The organism is Mitsuokella multacida DSM 20544 (genome assembly GCF_000155955.1).
Taxonomy (GTDB): Bacteria; Bacillota; Negativicutes; order Selenomonadales; family Selenomonadaceae; genus Mitsuokella; species Mitsuokella multacida.
Genome location: NZ_GG697141.2, coordinates 142223 through 163026, shown reverse-complemented (window position 1 = coordinate 163026; position 20804 = coordinate 142223). Strand labels below are relative to the sequence as shown.

Below are 20804 nucleotides of genomic sequence, written 5' to 3'. Positions count from 1 at the left end.
CTTCCTGCCCATCAGGACGAGAGGACTTCCGTCCCCGTCTCCGTGACGAGCACCGTGTTCTCCCACTGCGCGGAGAGCTTGCCATCCTTCGTGCGGACGGTCCAGCCATCGCCCTTGTCGACGACGACCTTGTAACTGCCCTCGTTGATCATCGGCTCGACCGTCAGGATCATGCCCGGCACGAGCAACATGCCCGTGTCCTTCTCGCCGACGTGCGGCACGAACGGCTCGAGGTGGAAGTCCTTGCCGACGCCGTGGCCGCCGAGGTCCGTGACGACAGAGTAACCATTCTCATGCGCGTGCGCCTCGCAAGCGGCGCCGATGTCGCCGAGGAAGTGCCAGGGGCGGATGGCCTGGACGCCGAGCTCCATGCATTCCTTCGTGACGCGCACGAGCTTCTCCGCTTCCGGCGAAGTCTTACCGACGATGTACATGCGCGAGGCATCGGCGTAGTAGCCGTTGAGGATCGTCGTGATGTCGATGTTGACGATGTCACCTTCCTTGAGGATGGTCTTCTTCGACGGGATGCCGTGGCAGACGACCTCATTGATCGAGATGCAGACGTTCTTCGGATAGCCTTCGTAGTTGAGGCAGGCCGGGATGCCGCCGCGCTCACGGATGTAGTCCGCTGCAGCCTGGTCGAGCGTCGCCGTGTCAATGCCCGGACGTACCATCTCGGTCATGAGGTCGAGCGCGCCGTCGTTGATGACGCCGGCTGCACGCACGCCTGCGATGTCCTTCTCGTTATTGATGATCTTCTTCGGCGGGCGCACCTGACCGCGGAAGATGTCAAACTTCATCTCCGCAATGCGCTCATCGAAATCTTCGTGGCATTTCTTGTACTTCTTGCCGCTGCCACACCAGCATAAATCGTTTCTCATCATATGGTGAATTACTCCTTTATCCATGCGATATCCTTGAGATGTTCCATGGGATGAACGGCAATCTGCCGCCAAATCCTTATGCATGTCATACCTATATCATTATAAGCCGATTTGACGATTTGTAAAACCTTTTCTGCTCCGCTGAGCTCTTCTCCCCTTCCTTGACCTCATTTCCCGCTTGTTATATACTAAACGATATGTATATAGATGGGCGCGTTCCCATCGCAAGAGCGTATTGTATGAATGAAAAGGATGTGTCTCGATGACTACCTGGATCAAACGAATCCTGCTGTTCCTGTTGATAATCTTCTTGGCGGTGCTTGGACTCTGTGCCTACCGCATGCATTCGGCCACCCGTGCCGTGCCGGTGCTCAACTACCACCAGATCAACGACCGCGACGAGAATTCCCTGACGGTCCACTCCGACGAGTTCGACGAGCAGATGAAATACCTCTCCGACAACGGCTACCACACGATTACGCCGGAAGAGATGATGGATGCCTGGGAGAACGGCACGCCACTGCCCGAGAAGCCCGTCATCCTGACCTTCGACGACGGCTACGTCGACAACTACAAGAACGCCTACCCGATCCTCGAGAAGTATAACCTCAAGGGCACGATCTTCCTGATCTCGGACTTCATCGGCACCTACCCCAATTACATGACCTGGGCGCAGGTCGATGAGATGCAGCAGAGCGGCCTCATCGATTTCGAGAGCCACACGCTCTCCCATCCGGAACTCGACAAGATTCCGGCTGACCAGGTATGGCATCAGCTCGACAGCTCCAAGAAGGCGCTCGAGTGGCGCCTCGGCAAGCCCATCAACTTCATCGCCTACCCGTGCGGCTCGTACGACGAAGAGCTCGAGCGCATGACGAAGGAAGCCGGCTACCGCGCCGCCTTCACCGTTCACTACGGACTGGCCAACCCGGACGAGAACCCCTACATTCTCGACCGCGTGCCAATCTTCGGCTGCAACTCGCACCAGTTCCTGCGCTTCCGCCTGCGCCTCGAATACGCGCCGATCTTCGCGCCGCTCGACGCGCTGAGCCGCAGCCTCGTCAAGAACGGCCACACCATCCTCGCAAAATTCGTCCCGGCACCATAACACAATAACGCGAAAAAATCCGAGAGCCATGAGGCTCCCGGATTTTTTATTCAGGGGGTTGTATGAGAAGGGGCAGCTTATGCTTCCTCTTCCGTCTTGACACGGGGGAGTGTCTTGAACGTGAAGTTCGTCCCGTCGTAGCCGATTTCGACGGTATCGCCCTCGCGGACGTCGCCGCGGATGATCTGCTTCGACAGAGAGGTCTCGACCGTATGTGTCAGCAGACGGCGCAGCGGACGGGCACCGAAGTTCGGGTCGAAGCCCTTGTCGGCCAGTGCCGTCAACGCCTCGTCCGTCCACGTCAGCGAGATCTTGATCTGCTTCTCGAGGCGGTCGCTGAGGCTCTTGAGCATGATGGCCGCGATGTTCTTGACCTGCTCCTTCTGGAGGGCCTTGAACACGATGATGTCATCGACACGGTTGAGGAATTCCGGACGGAAGTAATCCTTGAGGATTTCCTTGACCGCGCCCTTCGCCTCTTCGTAGCTCTTGTTGAGGATCTCATGCGAGCCGAGGTTCGAGGTCATGATGATGACCGTATTCTTGAAGTTGACCACACGGCCCTTGCCATCCGTCAGGCGGCCATCGTCGAGGATCTGCAGCAGCACGTTGAAGACATCGCGATGCGCTTTCTCGATCTCATCGAGCAGGATGACGCTGTACGGACGACGGCGCACGGCCTCTGTGAGCTGGCCGCCCTCATCGTAGCCGACGTATCCCGGAGGCGCGCCAATGAGGCGCGATACGCTGTGCTTCTCCATGTACTCCGACATATCGATGCGGATCATGCTGCGCTCATCATCGAAGAGTGCCTCAGCAAGGGTCTTCGCGAGCTCCGTCTTGCCGACACCCGTCGGGCCGAGGAAGATGAACGAACCGATCGGGCGGTTCGGATCCTTGATGCCGGCGCGTGCGCGCAGGATGGCCTCGCTGACGGCCTTGACGGCTTCATCCTGACCGACGACGCGGGCGTGCAGCACATCTTCGAGGTGCAGCAGCTTCTCACGCTCGCCCGTCAGCATCTTCGTCATCGGGATGCCCGTCCAGCGGCTGACGACCTGTGCGATATCCTCTTCGCCGACTTCTTCTTTGAGCAGGCGGTTGTCCTTCGACTTCGCCGCGATGATGGTCTCTTCTTCCTTGAGCTTCTTCTGGAGCTCTGGCAGCTTGCCGTACTTGAGTTCCGACATGCGGTTGAGGTCGTAGGCGCGCTCGGCGGCTTCCATCTCGCTGTTCACGCCGTCAATCTCTTTCTTGATGGCACGGACGCGCAGGATGGCGTTCTTCTCCGTCTCCCACTGGGTCTTGAGCTCGCCCTCCTCCTTCTGGAGTTTCTCTTTCTCCTTCGTGATCTTCTGGAGCTTCTCCTTCGAAGCTTCATCCGTCTCCTTCTTCAGAGCCTGCTCCTCGATCTCGAGCTGCATAATCTTGCGGCGGATCTCATCGAGCGGCTGCGGCATGGATTCAATCTCCGTGCGCAGCTTTGCCGCGGCTTCATCGACGAGGTCGATGGCCTTATCCGGCAGGAAGCGGTCCGAGATGTAGCGGTCCGAGAGCGTTGCCGCGGCGACGAGAGCCGCATCGCGGATGCGCACACCATGATGGACCTCATAGCGCTCCTTGAGGCCGCGCAGGATCGAGATGGTATCCTCGACGCTCGGCTCACCGACCATGACCGGCTGGAAGCGGCGCTCGAGGGCCGTATCCTTCTCGATGTACTTGCGGTACTCGTTGAGCGTCGTCGCACCGATGCAGCGCAGTTCGCCGCGGGCCAGCATCGGCTTCAAGAGGTTGCCGGCATCCATCGCGCCTTCCGTCGCGCCAGCGCCGACGACCGTGTGGAGCTCATCGATGAAGAGCAGGATCTGGCCGTCCGACTTCGCGATCTCGTTGAGCACGCTCTTGAGGCGTTCCTCGAACTCGCCACGGTACTTCGCACCGGCAATCAGAGAGCCCATGTCGAGCGAGAAGAGCGTCTTGTTCTTCAGCGACTCCGGCACATCGCCCGCCACGATGCGGCGCGCGAGTCCTTCGACGATGGCCGTCTTGCCGACGCCCGGCTCACCGATGAGCACCGGGTTGTTCTTCGTGCGGCGGGAAAGAATCTCAATCGTGCGGCGAATCTCCTCATCACGGCCGATGACCGGGTCGAGCTTGCCGGCGCGCGCCGCTGCCGTGAGGTCGCGGCCGAACTTCTCGAGGGACTTATAGCCTTCCTCCGGGTTGTCCGTCGTGACATTCTGCTTGCGGTTCTTACGAATTGACGCCTGGATCGCGGACTTCGTCAGGTGGAACTGACGGCAGATGTCCTGTACTTCACTGCTGCCATCCGTCGCGAGAGCCAGCAGCAGGTGCTCCGTCGACACATAGTCATCCTTCATGGACTTGGCGTATTCCTCAGCGCGGCCGAGCACGCGGACCATGTCCATGCCCATGCCGAGGCGGTCCGTGCCCTTGACGCTCGGGATCTTCGCGAGCTCCTGCTCGAGTCTTGCCTTGAGCATCGGCATATCCGTCTGGCACTCCTCAAAGATCGTGGCCAGCAGCCCCTCCGGCTCTTTGGCCAGAGCCAGCAGGACGTGTGCCGACGTGATCTCCTGATGGTATTTCATGGCTGCGATCTGCTGAGCGGATTGCAGGGCCGCCAGCGTCTTCGCTGTGTATTTTTCTTGTCCCATAATCGTATCCTCCATAATCGCTCTTATTATCTTCATTATTCTGAAACTTGATCGTTTCTATATCCTATTATAGCGAATAAAGTCAAAAAGTCAAATGGTTTTTCTGACTTTTTGACTTTATTTTTAAATTTTTTCAGCGGCCCGCTGCATCGCTGCCCTGCCAGGGCACGAAGTCGCGGGAATGGAGGTGAAACTGCATGAGGACCTTGCCGATGATGTGCTGGATCTGCTTCTCGACCGTATCCGCGCCGTTGTAGAACGTCAAGACAGGCGGCACGACACAGCAGCCGTAATCGGCTGCCTCCTTGATGTTGCGCAGATGGATGCGGCTCATCGGCATCTCGCGCGGCACGATGACGACCTTGCGCCCTTCCTTGAGGCAGACATCGGCCGCCCGCAGCAGGAGGTCATCCGTATAGCCGCTGACGATGCCGGCCACCGTCTTCATGCTGCAGGGGATGATGATCATGCCATCCGTCTCGTACGAGCCGCTCGATATCGAGGCCGCCATGTCGTGGTTATCGTGCACGACGTCCGCGAGAGCACAGACCTCCGCCAATGAGAGCTCCGTCTCATACGGGAACGTCACTGCCGCCCCCTCGGTGATGATCAGATGCGTCTCCACCTCCGGCATCTCATGCAGCGCCCGCAGGAGATACCAGCCCATGATGACACCGCTGGCTCCCGAAATCCCGACAATCAATCGCAAGATACATCCCTCTTTTCTCTATCCTGTACTTCTCTTCTCATTTTATCCATTTTATCATAGGCTCTGTCGAAAAAAAAGACGAGTGCCATGAATGGCACCCGTCTCTCTAGGCTCGGTCAGGTATCACGAACGCGGTGCAGCTTTCCAGGTCGCCACGAGCTCGCGTGCGGCGGCCGCCGGGTCCGCGGCTCCTGCCACGGCGCTGACGACGAAGAAGCCATCGACGCCCGTCTTGCGCAGGGCGGGCAGGTCGCGCGCCTTGACGCCGCCGCCGACGACGACCGGCACGGGGCTGATGGCATGGAGCTCCGTGAGTTCCTCGAAACTGCGCGTGATGATGTGTCCCGCAGCATCGCGGCCGCAGTCGGGCTTCGTCGCCGTCTCGTGCAGCGGGCCGGCGCCAAAGTAGTCGATGTCCCGTGTATCGGCCTGACGGACGTAGTTGAGCAGCTCCTGCGTGCGCGCCGACAGCCCGATGACTGCCTCAGGGCCCAAGAACTTGCGGCAGACCGCGACGGGGATGTCGCTCTGGCCGACGTGGATGCCATCGACCTTGATGCCCGCCTCGCGCGCGGCGAGCACGACGTCGAGCCGGTCATCGACGAGCAGCACGACGTCTTCCGCCTTGCCGAGCGCCTGCAGGACATCCGCTGCCTCGCAGCAGAGCGCGATGAGCTCTCTGGCCGAAGCCGTCTTCGAGCGGATCTGCAGGCAGGTGAAGCCATTCTCGACCGCCGCCCGGATGATGTCCCCGACGGGCCGGCCCAAGGTGTTCTCCGGTCCCACCACGAGATATGCAGAGATATCGAGTTTCTTGCGCATGTTCATTCCTGTCTCTCCCCTTCATTGTTCCCAGCATCCGTGTCTTCTGCCAGGCGCTTTTCGAGCCGCTGCAGCTTGCCGTGCATCATATCGTGATAGCCCGGGCGGATGTCAGCCTTGAGCACGACTTCCGTCCGGATGCCCTTCTCGGCCAGGACCATCGTCGCGCGCTTGACCACATCCATGACTTCATCCCAATCGCCCTCAATCTCCGTGAACATCGAGTTCGTGCGATTCGGCAGGCCTGACTCCTGGATGACGCGGACGACTTCGCCGACATAGGCGGACATCTCCTCGCCAGTCCCGCACGGTGCAATCGCCACTGCAATGAGCGTATTCATCAAAATCCCTCTTTTCTTCAATAACAATCCAACAATCCGTCAAAACAATCCGTCACAATCCATCGCCTGCTCTGCTCAGAGCACGACGAACGGATTGGCCGCGATTTTCTCAGGCGTTGCCGCGTAGAGGGCATCGAGGAAGGCCGCGGTAAAGCTGCCGGGGCCCTTCGCCTCGCGCGCCGCCCGAGTCCCTGCCAGATTGTAGGCCTGGACAGCGGTCAGGGCTGCAATGAACGGCGAGGTTTCGGCCAGATAGACGGCCGTGACGCCGCCGAGCGAGCAGCCGGCCCCCGTAATCTTCGTGAAAAGCTTCGAACCGCCCTCACTGCGGACGGTCAGCGTGCCGTCGGTGACGAGGTCGCGCTCGCCAGAGACCGCCACAGCGCCGTGAATGAAGGACGCCAGTGCCTCAGCAGCGGGGCGGGCTGTCTCGACGCTGTCCGTCGCATCGACGCCGCGCACGCCGTCCCGCGCCACACCGCTATCGAGCCCCCAGAGATTGGCCAAAGCGATGATCTCAGACGCATTGCCGCGCACGACAGACGGCGGCAGGGCGCGGAAGCACTGCAGCAATCCCTTGCGCAGGCCGCCGATGCCGATGCCGACAGGGTCGAGCACCCACGGGCGACGGTGTTCCTGCAAGGCTCTGGCCGTGCGCGGCAATGTCTCTGCATAGAATGGCATCAACGTGCCCATATTGATGTAGAACGCCTCACCAGCCGCTGCGATGGCCTCGCCTTCATCCGGCAGATAGACCATCGCGGCAGAGCCGCCAGCAGCCAGCTGGGCATTGGCGACCAATTCAATCGTCACGGTGTTCGTGATGGACGGCACGAGCGGGCAGTCTTCCTTTGCCCGGTGTACGGCCGCGATGATTTCCTTCTGTATCGTCTCGTGATTCAAAATAGATTCCTCCTTAAATATAAAAAAGAAGGAGACGCCAAGCGGCAACTCCTTCTCATGAATTTGTCTCCCTACGCAAGTCTTGGCTCAACAGGTTCTAAGGGTCAGGCAATGCCTTCTCAACACGTGGTTCCCCCGCAAATCGTATGCAATTGTGTCGAGCGGATGATTGCTCAGTCGCCCAGCGGCAGCTCCGTGGCCTTGGCATTGGCCAGGACCTCGGCCGGCACCTGCACGTCCTCGAGTTCGTTGAAATCGCGGCCCTGCAGGTGGAAGTCCACCGTGCTCTCCCGGATGTCCTTGAGAATCTTATCGCGCTCCGAGCGCGGCAGGTCGCGCCGCTTGACGATGATGGAAGCCGCCTTGCGGATGGGCTCCGTCAGGTTGGCGTGGACATCCGTCAGCAGGTTCTTCTCTGTGTCAATCGTGACCGTGTAGGTAAAGTCCGGCAGGCTGCGGCAGATCTCTGCCACCGTCTTCTGCATCGCCTCGTCCTTTGCCGTCGGCTTGATCTGCTCCTCGAGCATCTTGCCGAAGACCTTGCCGTCGACCGTCACGAGATACGTCTGGTTCGCGCCGTCCTGCACGCCGAATTCGACATCCTTCGCGATGTCCATGAAGCCGTTCGAGAAGGCTTCTGACCAGAAGTCATTGACCTTCTTGTCCGCCGGCTTGCGCGGCGTGACGGACTTCTCCCAAGCGCCATGGCCGAGCTTGCAGTAGAAGGCCGTCGCCTTCTCCGTCTCGCGGATGTAGTAATCGAGCTCGCGCTCAAAGACGGGCGCCCCCGGCAGCGTGAAGGTGATCTGCATCGTGCCCTTCGCCCGCGTGTACGGCTCCGAGACGAACGTGATATGGCTCGTCATGCTCGTGCTGCCCATCGGCGCCGAAGCGGCGAGGTCCATGTCATAGGTGCCGTTCTTGACTTCTGCCAGTTGGTCGAAGGACTGGTCGAGCGAACTCCTCGCATCAATCGTGACATCCTCTTTTACGGGGCTTGACTGCGCCTCCCCTTTGGCCGCATCCTTTACGGCCTTGGCCTCTTCGCCGGCACTTACGGCATCTTTTGCCGCTGCCGCATCAGCAGGAGGAACAACGGCCGTGACAGCTAGCGCGGCCTCTGTGCCGCTCTTTGCTGCTGCCTCTGCGCCCGTCATACCATACGGTGCCAAGGCCAGTGTCAGCCCCAGCAGGATGGCGGTCATCTTCTTCTTGCTGCTCGTGGCACACATCGTGCCATTCATGAAATGGAATTTCTGGAACTTCATCAAAATGTCCCTCCTCTATCCCGCATGCCGCAGGCGCCTGCGAACTGCTGTGTTCTTTGTTTTGGTCTTGATATTACACTATTCTCTGAGATACAAGAAAAATCCTTCTCGAAAGAAGGATTTCTCTTGTCTTAGCAGATTTTATTTGCGCAGGTGGTCGAGGAAGTTCTGCATCATCGTCCGGCCCGTGGGCGTCAGGATGGACTCAGGATGGAACTGGATGCCCTCGATGTCCATCTCCCTGTGACGCACGCCCATGATCGTGCCGTCGGCGAGCTCGCTCGTGACCTCGAGGCAGTCTGGAAGCGTCGCGCGGTCGATGATCAGGGAGTGATAGCGGCCGACCGCCACGTCCTGCGGCAGGCCCGCATAGAGGCCGCGGCCATTGTGGCGGATGGGCGATACCTTGCCGTGGATGATCTCCGCGGCCCGCACGATCTTGCCGCCGAACACCTCGCCGATGGCCTGATGGCCGAGGCAGATGCCGAGGATTGGCACCTTGCCGCCGAGCGTCCGGATGAGGTCCTCGCTGATGCCAGCGTCTTTCGGCACGCCCGGGCCCGGCGAGATCACGATGCCCTCGTAATGCTTCGCCTCGACCGCGGGTACCGTCGTCTGATCATTGCGAATGACCTCGACGTCCGCCCCGAGTTCCGACAGCAGCTGGTAGACATTGTAGGTGAAGGAATCGTAATTATCTAGTAAAAACAACATAAAGAGCACCTCAATCCATTGTATTTCAACGGTTGCACTGGATTGACGAGTGCTTAAAAGTGCTTACTTCATCAATCTCTCGATGCATTCGTCCAGGTCTTGTTTACGAATACGGACATGCTTCCCCATCTTAAACGATGGAATGACATGGTTTCTCACATACTCATACACGGTAGACTCTGGAATCTTGAGCATCTCAGCAACATCTTTGACTGTATAGAACATAGTTTAGCACACTTCCTTTACATCGACAATATCCGTATACTGGCCATTCTTCTTCAGCATGAAATCATATGTCTTCCCCTGAACAACAAACAGCTTGCTGCGTCCATACCGTGTCTTGCCCTGTCCCCACAGGAATGGTGCGATGGAACCCTTGAAGTCTCCATAGTCGGTCTTGAACGTAACCAATGCCATCTTGTTGCCATTCTTTGTTGTAATCTCATGGACAGACGATGCAATACCTGTGAGGATGTCAGGCAGACTCGAAAAAGAGAACCCAAGCACCTTCATCTCTCCTGCGGCGTTATCAAAGGAAACCTCTGGCTTCTCGTGGAGAATCGTTGCATTGATCTTGTCGTTCCACTGATTCGCCATACGGATTGCCCGAGCCTTGTCCTTGTCATTCGTTGCGTTATCATACTGGTCACGATAATAGTTGAACCTCTCCTCGCACTGCGCCATGCGTTTCGTGAATCTCTGAGTCTCCAGTAGGTTGCCCATCATCCAACCACGAGACTTCTTCAGGAAGTCCAATGCTCCTGCACTGATAAGGCTTTTCACAACATCGCTGCTATTGTATGCCACAATGTCCTTCCATGTTGTAAGCATTTCCCTGTCATTGAACGCACCGTACTTCTCCGTGACCAGTTTCTTGCCAACACCCTTGATGTACGTGAGTCCGACACGGATTGCATTGTTGCCGACAATCTCCCACTCACGGTTCCCTTCAAAGAGACTCGGTGGAAGGATACGGATACCCATGGCCTTACAGTTGGCAACATACGGCAATATATCCTCTTGCTTATCCTTGGTATTTAACAAAGCGCACATAAATTGTACAGGGTAGTGAGCCTTGAGGTACGCCGTCTTGTACGAGAGACGACCATAGGCAACAGAATGGGAGTTACATACGACAATACCATTGCTAGTCACAAAGTTGTGATATGGGTCATCCATCTCAACGTCGTAGCACATCTCGTCGCACTCATAGGAGATAGCCGAGACCTTCTCAATGTGTGTATTGAGTACATCAGATACATACACAGAGTCCCCAACGGACAGCTCCACCAACAACTTGGTTCCATCTGGTGTTGGAATCTTATGGTTCAACGTGCATCTTACCTGTTTTCCAGACTCTGTTACAAGGATAAACACGGGCATGATACCAGACTCTCTAACGTCAACAATATAGTTCTCCACCATCTTGCCATCGTTATCCATCGAACACGCCTTGACGCCATTGACATTCCAAGGGTCAAGCTGGCGTTTGTTATACTTGTCATCGTGAAAGAACCTGTACAACTCACGGATAGACCGCTTCGTCCTTGCTCCTGTATGCATAACAACACACTCACGGCCACTCAGGCATTTGTTGAACAGGTATCGGCCCGCCGCCTTGATTTGCATACCAACCTTCTCTGCAACCTCATGGGAATACCCATGCTTCATGCAGCGAGTGATGAACTCTTTGACCGCAGCATCAATCTTTGTCATCTCCTTGCGTCCAATGACCTTACGTAGCATATCCGCTTCGCCCAGTGAGTACCCTGCCATCTTCATAGCGAGCTTCATACACTGCTCCTGATAGACAATGACACCGAATGTATTCTTCGTGACCTCTTTATATGCATCACAGAGGTAATCTACAGCAGCACCATTCTTTCCGTCGATGTACTGTTGCATCATCCCTGAGTCAAGAGGGCCTGGCCGGTACAAAGCGACGAGTGCCGCAACGTCATCAAAGCATGACACGTGTAGCTCCTTGGCAACCTTGCGCATACCAGGAGACTCCATCTGGAACACTCCATCGAGGTTGCCGTTGGAATACATCTCATACGCCTTTACGTCATCCATCGGGATGTCATCGAGGTTCATGTCATTGCCGATGTACTTCATGCACTTGTCGATGAGGTCTAACGTGTTGAGTCCAAGCAAATCCAGTTTGAGATTGCCACGCTGCTCTAACTCATGGAATGAATAACATGCAGTACGGATGTATTCGCGCTTCTTCGTAGATGTATCATTGGAATAGCATCCTTCTACTGGTGTATAGTTCACGAGGTCATCTGGAGTGACAAGGACAGCCGATGCATGAACACCAATCTTGTCGATGCGTCCACAGAAATGTTTTGCCACATCAATGAGTTCTGCTTTCTGTTCCTCGTTGAGTGAAATGGGTGCGTCCTGTAAATCATCAATGGAAGACTCGACGTATTTTGATGCCTCAGTCTTGAACTTCGGATTGTATTCCCATGACGGGTCAATCATAAGGCCACCCTGTTCTTCACAAGGAATCATAGGGGCATTGTCTTTGTACTTGTTGAACAGTGCCTGCCATGCTTTTAGTACAGCTTCTTTGCCTGCGCTTGGTTTATCAGGGTCTTTCGTGTATCCCAGTGTCTGTACCTTGCAGACGTTACCATACATCTCTTTGACGTGTTCAATGACACGTCCACGGTTTAATGTAGAGAGATCACTATCAACCATTACTACCCTATGTTACCACAGGGATTAGACTATCTCTTTACCATGCCATTTCTGGTTTAGGTATCTCGCACTTCGAGTGGTAATTCATTACCCCACCCTACGTCCCAACGGACTAGTCGTTACACTTTTAATTTCGCAGCCTTTACTTTTAAGATTCCTATTAAGCCCACTATATGAAGCTCCGAACAGCTTATGTCCTTCCCTACTTGCTTCACATATTGATTGATACCTTCCGACGAACGTTCCATTGTAAAACAATGAGCACTCTCGAAAGTTTCGAACTAACCCGCATGAGCTATTCTTTAGATTGCCAATTCGATTAATCCATCTTAGGTTACTAACATTGTTATTCATAATATTCCTATCTATGTGGTCAACCTCTGGGAGGTTATCTGGGTTAGGAATATATGTCATAGCAACTAACCTATGAACTAACTCGTAATGTACTTTATTGTTGAGCGATAACTTGATGCAGAGGTAAGGACATGTTGTTGTTGGACTTGATATTAGGACTCTCTTTTTACTGTAAGACCATATTTCTCCACTAGTAGAGATACCATATAGCCCTTGATACCCTGGTATATCCATGAATCCATTTTTTCGTTCATGTCCTTTTTCTGGAAATACAACCGAATACCATGTTTCAACTGATTTCACATGCCCAACACCGTTCGCGTCATAAAGCCGATAACTAGGCAATTTCATCTTACCTCTTACCTTGGGTAAGATTCTCTTTTGGGATATGGCATTCCATACATCTCCATTATCATACATGATGTATTTCCCGTCATACCCAGGAATATTTCTATATATCCTCATCATCCTTTCTGTAGATGACAAGGTTGCGAAATTACTTAGCACGGTATTGTCCTTAATCATAAGGAGTTCCACCGTTAGCAGGGAGTTCCCCCACACCGCTGAATTAAGCGTTCACGAGAATTAACACCACTTGTTTCCAAGCAGCTCGACATTAATATTTATCTGCTGGACTTCTTCTCTCTCTATTGCAAAACCGAAAGAACTCCGTGTGGTACTTTATCGGGTCAATCTTATGGATACCCATGAGATAGCCAACGAGACATCCGGCTGAACTATTATGGACAACCGTATTGTTTGCAATGTAGCTATGGTCTACATCTGTAGTGAAGTCATAAACATATCCTTTAAAATTATCAATATGCTTTACATCCTTCACCTCGGTGTGGAACATGTTGTCTCCGTGCCATCTCGACGTCGAGTGCAGGACAAGTTTATAAGACGTATGCCAGTTTTTATGCGTTACGTTCCTAATTCTAATCACTGCGTCTCTCCCCAGGTACGACCACAGAGTTTTGATTTGACAGACAAGGTTGTACGAAATAGAATCGTATGTTGTTCTACCTCCCGCCACAGAACCATCGGTTCTCATCAATCCTTCAAGCAAATGTACTGTCCATGATGGATTATCAACCATTAGAATATCTGGGATGTGCTTGTTGATTGCATGGACGCCGCACAACTTGGCAAAAAGCATGGCGATGATACTTCTATAACAATGTATCTGGACACAAGTATTCCTTTTGTTTGGTTTAACCGAGGTATCTGCATCAAATATCTGCTTGAGTAATCTGCGACAATCCTCTACGTATTCCATATGAATTGTCGGAAAAGCAATGCCGAGTTTATATCCTCCCGAAACCCCATCTTTGTGCGTGCCCTTTGTTGCCCATCCGTTACCAATGAAATAACCAATGAGCCTGCAAAGGTCTGGAGTAATGTCGATATATCGAGGAATTTTTCCTTTTTCCCACTGCGCATCATTACTAAATACATTAACGTATCCATCCTTCTCAATGACATCTTGGAATAGTTCCTTCACATCTATTCTTGTCTGCTGGGGTTTAGGTAAACGAACCTGCGGGAAGCATACGAGGTCATCCTTCTCTACTTCATCCATTGGAATCCATTCGTATGAACCATACTTTCGACAAGACTGTGAACATGTAGGTCTGCAATACTTATACCCAGTTGATTCTTTCTTGTGGCAACGTGATCCTCTGAATACGAGAATTTTATGGTCACAAGTGAACGTCATTGGATTTCTCTTCTCAACCGTCACCTGAATCATTGGCTCATTGACCTCATACTTGAACGTATTGGTTACTTCACGAATCTGACCAGTATGAGAGATAACCTTGTCGCCAACAACAATATCTTCTATGTTTTTCACTGTGCCATTCCACATAAGAACCTTGGTTCCAGAAATCGAGCAACCCCTGCCTTCTCCCAACGGAATACGCTGTTCTTTACACCAACTCAATACAGACCAGATAATCAGTAGATACTCAAGGTAATTCGTTGCTTCAAGGTCTTTCATCTCCATCTCAAAGCGTTCAGCGTATTCCTTGTATTTCCCTTTCGGCACAAGTTCTTTCCAGTGCCTCCTACAGATTTCCCTTACCTTTTCCTTAGGATTGGAACAGGGATACTTTGGATAGTGACTACCAGAGTCGGGGATTGTGACGTTGCAAAGGCTCGCAATGTGTTCTGTGTTCTCGATGCACTCATCAATAACATCCTGTGGAATCCACTTTGTGCTCCGTATCTCGTCATCTGACCAGATGTAGTTCTCGTCATCGTGATACTGGTTGCCATTGATACGAATCCAATGGCTATGATATACCTTATCCTCTGGGATAGAGTAATGAGCATCTGTTGTTACAACAAGGGGAACATCGTATTTCCGTGCCAATCCAATGACCTTGTCGTTGTACTCCCACTGTTTCTCGAGGTTGAGCGGCTGAATCTCTGCATAGAAACGATCTCCAAACAGCTCTTTGTATTTCTCGAACCACTCCTCGCCATTCTCTGTGTTGACAATGGACGCCATGCATGCAGACAGACAAATGAGTCCATCACTATGTTCCCGCAGGGCTTCCCAGTCAATTCTGGGCTTGTAGTAGTACGAGTCCTCATTGTACGCAAACGTATCGAGTTTCTTGAGGTTCATGTATCCTTCATCGTTCATTGCAAGGATGACCAAATGGTGTGTCAGTGACTTATCCCTGATATTCACATCGGGACAGAAGTAGAACTCGCAGCCAACAATAGGCTTGATGTCGTTTTTCTGGCACTCCTCGTAGAAACGAATGGTATTCCGCATTGTTCCATGGTCAGTCAGAGAGATTGCAGGCATACCTAATGACTTTGCACGGGCTACCATTTCCTGTACAGTCTGGTAGCCATCGAGTAGACTGCCGTCACTATGGTTATGTAATGAGATATACATTGAAATTACTCCTTGTGAATCTTACTGATTACAATATGATATAGCGCACCGCCAAGTTCAAAGCCGAACCCGACGACGATTGCAAGCACAAACCAATCAACATATGATTCAACTAAATGCATCATTTACCCCACTTCCTTCCATACAAATCATATCTGCAACCAACGCAATACATATACAGTGACTGGTCCATGTGGTGTTCTCTTGCCCACATTATCTTCTTATCAATGACTCGTTGGATAGCCATTGCCTTTCTCCTGTCCTTTACACTGTCCCGCCACTTGATTAACTGGACAACTGCCCATGAAAATTCACCGGGAACTTTCATGATAGGACGTTGATACCCACCGTTACTCATTGCTGACCAACCGCTCCCCTTTGAATTTACACAGAATAGCACTCTCTAAGAGATGTGTACGTGTTTCTGACTCCACATAGTAGAGATGATAGATAGGACCAGTGACTAACGGGGAAACACTACTCTCCCAGACCACTTTTTCTACCCTAGCTAATAGTGGGCCGCCAATGGTCTTCACATAGACATAATCGTTTGGCTCGTACTTGTTCTTCTTGACTAGCCGTGCAGTAGCATGTCCTAAAATAGTGAAGACAATGAGGGCTGTGACTGCCCCGAGAATTACGTTAATCATGCTTTGACTCTCCATAAAATAACGCTAGTATCAACAGAATCGTGATAGATGAACCAAGCCATCCAAAAATAAACCCTGTAATCAAAACAGAACCAACCTCCGCTTATCCTTCATAGCACGGCATACATGAACCATGTCACCGTTCTCTGTGTACATATAAACCATTTCATCCGATGGATATTTCTGTAGTTCCCATACAAGATCGTGTACGGTCATCCCATTGGGTTTCGTATGGGTGAATTTACCACCATGGATTCCTTGAATCTTATTGACATTTACAGCGTTCAATAACATTCACCTCTTTGCAATACATGCGTCCCGCAAGGAATTTAATGCAGTAAGCGTAGAATTAAGCATGCATTTACCATCCTTATACAATGGGCATTTCTTGCGGTCAGGTTTCGCCGTATACTCCTCGCAGATACCTCCACCATTACTGAAGATTGTGTCATGAGCCTTTACGAGAATACGATACAATCTGTCGAACTTATTGGTATCGCTATCATTAGATATCTTATCTATGAGTTCCTGGACTCTTACAAGAGCATCCCATGTCTTTTGTGTATCCTCAAAATCATCGGACGTTTTTACATTCTCTACGTCATTGACAAACTCCGTGATAAACTCAATATCTACATCAGGGATTAGTTCTTGGAGCTGTTCGTCAATAGACTCTGGGTAAATCGTAGACTCTCCACCAATACACACTTCGTTCTCAGTGTATTCCTTGCCATCAATAGTGATAGTTGTCTTGAACCCATATTGGTTTATTTTGATATATCTCATCTCTCGCTTAATATGTTCAAGCATCTCAATACCTCCAAAATAGTGTATAGTACCCATAGTATATTGCTCCACTATACGGTGAGCATGGGATAGCCCATGCAACACCATAAGGGACACTGTAGTCACAATTTGTCATTTGACCTCTACCACCTCGACAATATCCATGTTATCTTCGTCTTTCCATCTATTACGCACAGCCTGTTCGGATAAGTCATGCTCATACATGATGAATGTAATGTATTCTCCCATACACTTCTCTTTGTACGTCACCTTATATAACCTACGTGTTTCTATGGCGCGATTCACAAGTCTCCAACGGTCATTCCTGTGTTTGGCGCACCCAAATGCACGATAAGGAATGGAATGGTCTATAATATTAGCCTTACGTTTCAGATTATTCATTGTAATTCAACCCCTCAACATATTCCAATATCTCCTGTACGTCATTCACTCCGAAATCATTGTTACATCTACGGATTGCATTGACAAGGGCAGTGATATGTGATGATTTGACCTTAGGGAATAATCGAGTGAACACATCATTAAAAGTGCATCCGTCAACGAAATACTCCGTTACCTTTCCATTGATTCTACGAATGCAATGCTCTGAGCACTCACGGCCATCAATAGAAATCTTAGTCTCGTAATCATATGGCGTCATTCTCTTTTCAATATAATCAACAGTCATTTTGATCCTCCATTCTCTGTATTTTTTCTTCGATATGTTACTCGCCGTAATCTAATATATCAAGCTCTATATCTTCCTTGAAACAATCGATGCCCTTATCAAAGTCATGCTGAACATAATTCCAAGTGAAGTTCTTAGAGAATAACCATAACTTTTGCCAAAACACACATCGCACAGCAGGGTTTTTATTACAGTTTATCCGACACGCCACATCCTCAAACATCTCCTTGTAGGTATCTGCATCTGTTTTGAATTGAGACTTATGTTCATCTAAATTATCATTAACTTCCTTACCGGATAATTTCATTGTTTCTTCTCGTCCTTTCCATTAAACTTGCACATGATTTCAGACTGCTCAAAGTCCCAATACTGACCAACCTCATTGAGAAGTTTGACGTGATACTCAGGTTTAGCACCGTATTCATTGCGGTAGTAGCACCGCCATGTAATGCTGATTACCTCTGCAATCTCTAAAGCATCTCCTACTCTAACCCAGATGATATCACCAACCCTATATTTGTTCCTACCAACCATACGATAGAAAACACGGTAGCAAATATCTCCTACTAGTTCAAATGCTAGCAGCACTCCAAACAAAACTGTGAGGTTCATAATGAAACTCCTCCTAATCATCCAATTTATCAATAGCATAGTAGGTGTCCCTGATATGGCAACAATCTTTGTTCGAGTGCTCATCATAGTAATAAACAGGACACTCGTAGCACTTCTTGTAGAAATCCTTATCTTCATTCTCGTTCCATACATGGCCTTTACATGGAAGGTTGTCCTGAAACGCATCGACGATACGGCCTACGCCTTCGCATATGCGGTCTGTATCTTTCCAGCTCATGGTTACTCCTCCTCTTATTTTTTATTCTCCTGTATTTCTTTTATGAACTTTACGGCTAACTCCACGTCATGATGAAAATCACAATTGGTAAAGTCAACATCCATAATACGGAGGTACGTAAGCAGATAAACAACATCCGCGTAAATCTCTTTCCTTATATCCTCTCTTTCTTCCTTGAAATAGGAGTAGTCCTCAATCCTGTCCCTTATATCTCTCAGGAACTCATCAATACATGCCTCGCAATTAGTGGTGTTTTTCCGTAAAAACTCAATGTCAACCATAATTATCCTCCTCTACTCTTACAATCAAATCCCCCAAGTTATTTCTCCTTCTCAATACGTGCAATCTCTCTATCCAGATACCAACGTGCTTTATTCAAGTCCTCAATTAGCTTATCTGGATTCTTCTTACCAGCTCTACTGATGTATTTTACACAGTTGCCTAGATTAAACCCGAGGTGTTTGTCCTCGATAAAGTCAATGACCTCAATCCTGCCCTGGTAATATGATGGATGGTCAACAGCGGGGTCTTTGGGCTTCTCTACAGGCTTCTTGATGGCAATAGCATGGATGTCTATCGTTGGGCACGGGATATTAAAGTCTATCCTATTAATCTCATCGCGAATAACATAGTTGTCATCTACTATATTCGTGATTCTGTACACCGTACCATTAAAACGGATTTCATCACCTACATTGTATTTCATCTTATTACCTCCATTGTGATTACCATGCTCTACATCGACACGACTTTCCTTGACCACGCGACTCAACCACCATTCATTGACAGTGCCTCGGAGATGCTTTGGCTTGCCTTGTTCATCCCATTGAATATCTACATCATACAATCTAGCCAATGGATTAGTGAACGCATTTGAATGGTTCAGAATAATTTCCCTGTCGTACTCAATACCAAGGATTCTCATTTTAACATCTCCGTCTGGCAGATGAAATGTGATGATATCCCCAGTATGGTATGTCCAGTCACTCATTTGACCACCTTAAGTTCATCTTCTGTAAAGAACAATGCATCATCAGTCCAAGATGTTTCCACTAAATACGTGAAATATCCTAAATGCGGCATAAAGGTTCTCCCAATCACTCGTCCTGTCATATCATTATACAATCGTACAAAAGACTTGCTACGACAATGCTTCCCCTCTATCAGGCGTGTCACTACTGTATCTCCGACTTCAATCATTTGACTACCTCCAACATCTTCTTGGCTGCTTCGATAGCTTCTTCCTTGGTCTTGAAAATCAAACCTCGTTTCTTATACAATCTATCAAAATAATCATCTCCATATGTTAACTCGCCGCACAGGTTACAATTAGAAATAGTTGGTATATAATACACATCCCCTTTTTCAGGCCACATCTTTTCCTTTGTATCTTCTATTGCTTTTGCTATACAGTCAGATACATGCCCAACAAACACCGATACTGGTTCATCGTTATATTCTTTAGGTATAACTGAAGTACCGCAATACTTATTGTCTATTGATACTACAACAACATTATTGCTGATTTCAATATTGATGTTACTCATAGTTCTTCTCCTAGTAGTTCCAAGGTCAAATAAAGCCCAAGACTCATTTTTGCCAATATAGCCTTTTCGTACTCATTAAACCTATCATTTGGAACTTCACTACCATGCCGATGAATGGTTTTAACTGTAATCATTCTTTCCAACTCCATAGCATAGAACCTAATAGAGTATCCGTGTAAATCGTACTCTTCAGATGTGACATTTATCCCAATCATAGCGTCGAGACCAACACGGAACGCCCATTGTTCTGCATCATCAAACTCCCAATCATCAAGAATATCGTCATTATCGAATCGTTCCTTGAGTCTGCATAAATCACTAAATGTATATTCCTGCACCTACATTACCTCCTAGCGCAATATATTAGATACATCCGAATAACCATTTAAAGAAAGATACGAGAATAACAGCTGACAAGCATAAGCAGCCTGTCGCTAAAACCATATAGATACATATCATTAGAAATGACTCTGCATTATACTCTAAATTATCAAGTCGCATTAGTGTTCCCCGGGACAATCATTAATAGAAATCATATAGTTATACATGATATGCATCGTATCCGTCGGTATCACTTGTATCTATCATTCCGACACATATCTCTAACAGTATGACAAAAAACTCAAGCATTGACATACCTCACTTCATTGTATCCCCAACCATGCACCCACAAACAAATACAAAAAATAACTGCTACAGTTGTGAAGCATCCCGCTACGAATCCGATGATGTTATCCTGATTGATTACCAGAATGTCCATTACTTACCCCTCGTTCCGTCAGATTGTTCCAAACAACCATCTGCATAAGACGACCGTGCTGATTAAAGAGAATACAGCAGCAGATGTCGCTATCATTACCCCGAACACGAAACTAACAA

24 protein-coding genes are annotated in these 20804 nt (G+C 50.2%); 1 reads left to right on the top strand and 23 read right to left on the bottom strand.

Features of this window, described 5'->3' with window-relative positions:
- Nucleotides 1–11 precede the first annotated feature (11 nt).
- On the bottom strand, nucleotides 12–884 hold the full coding sequence (gene map / locus MITSMUL_RS00940) for a type I methionyl aminopeptidase (RefSeq protein WP_040635232.1): 873 nt from the start codon (nucleotides 882–884) through the stop codon (nucleotides 12–14).
- Nucleotides 885–1146: 262 nt separating this feature from the next.
- On the opposite strand from map, the gene MITSMUL_RS00935 reads away from it, so the two are divergent.
- Nucleotides 1147–1992, top strand: a complete 846-nt coding sequence (locus MITSMUL_RS00935; RefSeq protein WP_005839109.1) for a polysaccharide deacetylase family protein — start codon at nucleotides 1147–1149, stop codon at nucleotides 1990–1992.
- A gap of 77 nt (nucleotides 1993–2069) precedes the next feature.
- On the opposite strand, the gene clpB is transcribed toward MITSMUL_RS00935, so the two are convergent.
- From clpB to MITSMUL_RS00810, 22 genes are all read right to left on the bottom strand, one after another.
- Complete coding sequence (clpB, locus tag MITSMUL_RS00930) at nucleotides 2070–4670, bottom strand: ATP-dependent chaperone ClpB (protein ID WP_050751611.1); 2601 nt, start codon at nucleotides 4668–4670, stop codon at nucleotides 2070–2072.
- A 133-nt stretch (nucleotides 4671–4803) separates the two neighbouring features.
- Nucleotides 4804–5379: a UbiX family flavin prenyltransferase gene (locus MITSMUL_RS00925; protein ID WP_118176470.1), complete on the bottom strand. Its 576-nt coding sequence runs from the start codon at nucleotides 5377–5379 to the stop codon at nucleotides 4804–4806.
- Nucleotides 5380–5502: 123 nt separating this feature from the next.
- Nucleotides 5503–6207 carry a thiamine phosphate synthase gene (locus MITSMUL_RS00920; RefSeq protein WP_005839103.1) on the bottom strand — a complete coding sequence of 235 codons (705 nt, stop codon included), beginning with the start codon at nucleotides 6205–6207 and terminating at the stop codon, nucleotides 5503–5505.
- Nucleotides 6204–6542 carry an MTH1187 family thiamine-binding protein gene (locus MITSMUL_RS00915; protein ID WP_005839101.1) on the bottom strand — a complete coding sequence of 113 codons (339 nt, stop codon included), beginning with the start codon at nucleotides 6540–6542 and terminating at the stop codon, nucleotides 6204–6206. Before MITSMUL_RS00915 ends, MITSMUL_RS00920 begins: the two co-directional genes overlap by 4 nt.
- A gap of 75 nt (nucleotides 6543–6617) precedes the next feature.
- Entirely contained in the window at nucleotides 6618–7445 is an 828-nt protein-coding gene (gene thiM / locus MITSMUL_RS00910) for a hydroxyethylthiazole kinase (protein WP_235269285.1), read from the bottom strand.
- A 173-nt stretch (nucleotides 7446–7618) separates the two neighbouring features.
- Entirely contained in the window at nucleotides 7619–8713 is a 1095-nt protein-coding gene (locus tag MITSMUL_RS00905; RefSeq protein ID WP_005839097.1) for a hypothetical protein, read from the bottom strand.
- Between the two features lie 141 nt (nucleotides 8714–8854).
- On the bottom strand, nucleotides 8855–9427 hold the full coding sequence (locus tag MITSMUL_RS00900) for an anthranilate synthase component II (protein WP_005839095.1): 573 nt from the start codon (nucleotides 9425–9427) through the stop codon (nucleotides 8855–8857).
- 63 nt (nucleotides 9428–9490) lie between these two features.
- Nucleotides 9491–9652, bottom strand: a complete 162-nt coding sequence (locus MITSMUL_RS13150) for a helix-turn-helix domain-containing protein (protein WP_005839093.1) — start codon at nucleotides 9650–9652, stop codon at nucleotides 9491–9493.
- A 3-nt stretch (nucleotides 9653–9655) separates the two neighbouring features.
- The gene (locus tag MITSMUL_RS00890) at nucleotides 9656–12136 is read right to left on the bottom strand and encodes a helix-hairpin-helix domain-containing protein (protein WP_005839091.1); all 2481 of its coding nucleotides are present in this window, start codon (nucleotides 12134–12136) and stop codon (nucleotides 9656–9658) included.
- Nucleotides 12137–12223: 87 nt separating this feature from the next.
- Nucleotides 12224–12724 (bottom strand): HNH endonuclease, encoded by a 501-nt coding sequence (locus MITSMUL_RS13145; RefSeq protein ID WP_419537978.1) that lies wholly within the window; start codon nucleotides 12722–12724, stop codon nucleotides 12224–12226.
- A 382-nt stretch (nucleotides 12725–13106) separates the two neighbouring features.
- The gene (locus tag MITSMUL_RS00880; protein WP_005839085.1) at nucleotides 13107–15404 is read right to left on the bottom strand and encodes a PHP domain-containing protein; all 2298 of its coding nucleotides are present in this window, start codon (nucleotides 15402–15404) and stop codon (nucleotides 13107–13109) included.
- Between the two features lie 350 nt (nucleotides 15405–15754).
- Entirely contained in the window at nucleotides 15755–16054 is a 300-nt protein-coding gene (locus tag MITSMUL_RS00870; RefSeq protein ID WP_040635230.1) for a hypothetical protein, read from the bottom strand.
- Nucleotides 16055–16348: 294 nt separating this feature from the next.
- Nucleotides 16349–16864, bottom strand: coding sequence for a hypothetical protein (locus MITSMUL_RS00860; RefSeq protein WP_040635228.1), 516 nt, complete (start codon nucleotides 16862–16864; stop codon nucleotides 16349–16351).
- 108 nt (nucleotides 16865–16972) lie between these two features.
- Nucleotides 16973–17242 carry a hypothetical protein gene (locus tag MITSMUL_RS12925; RefSeq protein ID WP_005839073.1) on the bottom strand — a complete coding sequence of 90 codons (270 nt, stop codon included), beginning with the start codon at nucleotides 17240–17242 and terminating at the stop codon, nucleotides 16973–16975.
- A 323-nt stretch (nucleotides 17243–17565) separates the two neighbouring features.
- The gene (locus MITSMUL_RS00845) at nucleotides 17566–17835 is read right to left on the bottom strand and encodes a hypothetical protein (RefSeq protein WP_005839069.1); all 270 of its coding nucleotides are present in this window, start codon (nucleotides 17833–17835) and stop codon (nucleotides 17566–17568) included.
- The gene (locus tag MITSMUL_RS00840) at nucleotides 17832–18140 is read right to left on the bottom strand and encodes a hypothetical protein (RefSeq protein ID WP_040635227.1); all 309 of its coding nucleotides are present in this window, start codon (nucleotides 18138–18140) and stop codon (nucleotides 17832–17834) included. The genes MITSMUL_RS00845 and MITSMUL_RS00840 overlap by 4 nt, the downstream gene beginning before the upstream one ends.
- Nucleotides 18141–18153: 13 nt before the next feature.
- Nucleotides 18154–18378, bottom strand: coding sequence for a hypothetical protein (locus MITSMUL_RS00835; protein WP_040635226.1), 225 nt, complete (start codon nucleotides 18376–18378; stop codon nucleotides 18154–18156).
- 14 nt (nucleotides 18379–18392) lie between these two features.
- Nucleotides 18393–18659, bottom strand: a complete 267-nt coding sequence (locus tag MITSMUL_RS00830; protein ID WP_005839064.1) for a hypothetical protein — start codon at nucleotides 18657–18659, stop codon at nucleotides 18393–18395.
- Nucleotides 18660–18697: 38 nt separating this feature from the next.
- Nucleotides 18698–19369, bottom strand: a complete 672-nt coding sequence (locus MITSMUL_RS13005) for a DUF3310 domain-containing protein (RefSeq protein ID WP_005839063.1) — start codon at nucleotides 19367–19369, stop codon at nucleotides 18698–18700.
- Nucleotides 19366–19578, bottom strand: a complete 213-nt coding sequence (locus MITSMUL_RS00820; protein ID WP_040635224.1) for a hypothetical protein — start codon at nucleotides 19576–19578, stop codon at nucleotides 19366–19368. Before MITSMUL_RS00820 ends, MITSMUL_RS13005 begins: the two co-directional genes overlap by 4 nt.
- Nucleotides 19575–19925 (bottom strand): hypothetical protein, encoded by a 351-nt coding sequence (locus MITSMUL_RS00815; protein ID WP_005839061.1) that lies wholly within the window; start codon nucleotides 19923–19925, stop codon nucleotides 19575–19577. The genes MITSMUL_RS00820 and MITSMUL_RS00815 overlap by 4 nt, the downstream gene beginning before the upstream one ends.
- On the bottom strand, nucleotides 19922–20263 hold the full coding sequence (locus tag MITSMUL_RS00810) for a hypothetical protein (protein ID WP_005839059.1): 342 nt from the start codon (nucleotides 20261–20263) through the stop codon (nucleotides 19922–19924). Before MITSMUL_RS00810 ends, MITSMUL_RS00815 begins: the two co-directional genes overlap by 4 nt.
- Between the last annotated feature and the right edge of the window lie 541 nt (nucleotides 20264–20804).

Bases quoted from the DNA above. Each gene is read 5' to 3' on its own strand.
- MITSMUL_RS00835 (WP_040635226.1), bottom strand. From the start codon at position 18,378: ATGAGCTGGAAAGATACAGACCGCATATGCGAAGGCGTAGGCCGTATC.
- MITSMUL_RS00935 (WP_005839109.1), top strand. From the start codon at position 1,147: ATGACTACCTGGATCAAACGAATCCTGCTGTTCCTGTTGATAATCTTC.
- MITSMUL_RS00900 (WP_005839095.1), bottom strand. From the start codon at position 9,427: ATGTTGTTTTTACTAGATAATTACGATTCCTTCACCTACAATGTCTAC.
- MITSMUL_RS00920 (WP_005839103.1), bottom strand. From the start codon at position 6,207: ATGAACATGCGCAAGAAACTCGATATCTCTGCATATCTCGTGGTGGGA.
- MITSMUL_RS00830 (WP_005839064.1), bottom strand. From the start codon at position 18,659: ATGGTTGACATTGAGTTTTTACGGAAAAACACCACTAATTGCGAGGCA.
- map (WP_040635232.1), bottom strand. From the start codon at position 884: ATGATGAGAAACGATTTATGCTGGTGTGGCAGCGGCAAGAAGTACAAG.
- clpB (WP_050751611.1), bottom strand. From the start codon at position 4,670: ATGGGACAAGAAAAATACACAGCGAAGACGCTGGCGGCCCTGCAATCC.
- MITSMUL_RS00815 (WP_005839061.1), bottom strand. From the start codon at position 19,925: ATGAGTAACATCAATATTGAAATCAGCAATAATGTTGTTGTAGTATCA.
- MITSMUL_RS00905 (WP_005839097.1), bottom strand. From the start codon at position 8,713: ATGAAGTTCCAGAAATTCCATTTCATGAATGGCACGATGTGTGCCACG.
- MITSMUL_RS00915 (WP_005839101.1), bottom strand. From the start codon at position 6,542: ATGAATACGCTCATTGCAGTGGCGATTGCACCGTGCGGGACTGGCGAG.
- MITSMUL_RS00870 (WP_040635230.1), bottom strand. From the start codon at position 16,054: ATGATTAACGTAATTCTCGGGGCAGTCACAGCCCTCATTGTCTTCACT.
- MITSMUL_RS13145 (WP_419537978.1), bottom strand. From the start codon at position 12,724: ATGGATATACCAGGGTATCAAGGGCTATATGGTATCTCTACTAGTGGA.
- MITSMUL_RS00860 (WP_040635228.1), bottom strand. From the start codon at position 16,864: ATGCTTGAACATATTAAGCGAGAGATGAGATATATCAAAATAAACCAA.
- MITSMUL_RS13150 (WP_005839093.1), bottom strand. From the start codon at position 9,652: ATGTTCTATACAGTCAAAGATGTTGCTGAGATGCTCAAGATTCCAGAG.
- MITSMUL_RS13005 (WP_005839063.1), bottom strand. From the start codon at position 19,369: ATGAGTGACTGGACATACCATACTGGGGATATCATCACATTTCATCTG.
- MITSMUL_RS00845 (WP_005839069.1), bottom strand. From the start codon at position 17,835: ATGAAATTATCCGGTAAGGAAGTTAATGATAATTTAGATGAACATAAG.
- MITSMUL_RS00880 (WP_005839085.1), bottom strand. From the start codon at position 15,404: ATGTATATCTCATTACATAACCATAGTGACGGCAGTCTACTCGATGGC.
- MITSMUL_RS12925 (WP_005839073.1), bottom strand. From the start codon at position 17,242: ATGAATAATCTGAAACGTAAGGCTAATATTATAGACCATTCCATTCCT.
- MITSMUL_RS00820 (WP_040635224.1), bottom strand. From the start codon at position 19,578: ATGATTGAAGTCGGAGATACAGTAGTGACACGCCTGATAGAGGGGAAG.
- MITSMUL_RS00840 (WP_040635227.1), bottom strand. From the start codon at position 18,140: ATGAACCTCACAGTTTTGTTTGGAGTGCTGCTAGCATTTGAACTAGTA.
- MITSMUL_RS00890 (WP_005839091.1), bottom strand. From the start codon at position 12,136: ATGGTTGATAGTGATCTCTCTACATTAAACCGTGGACGTGTCATTGAA.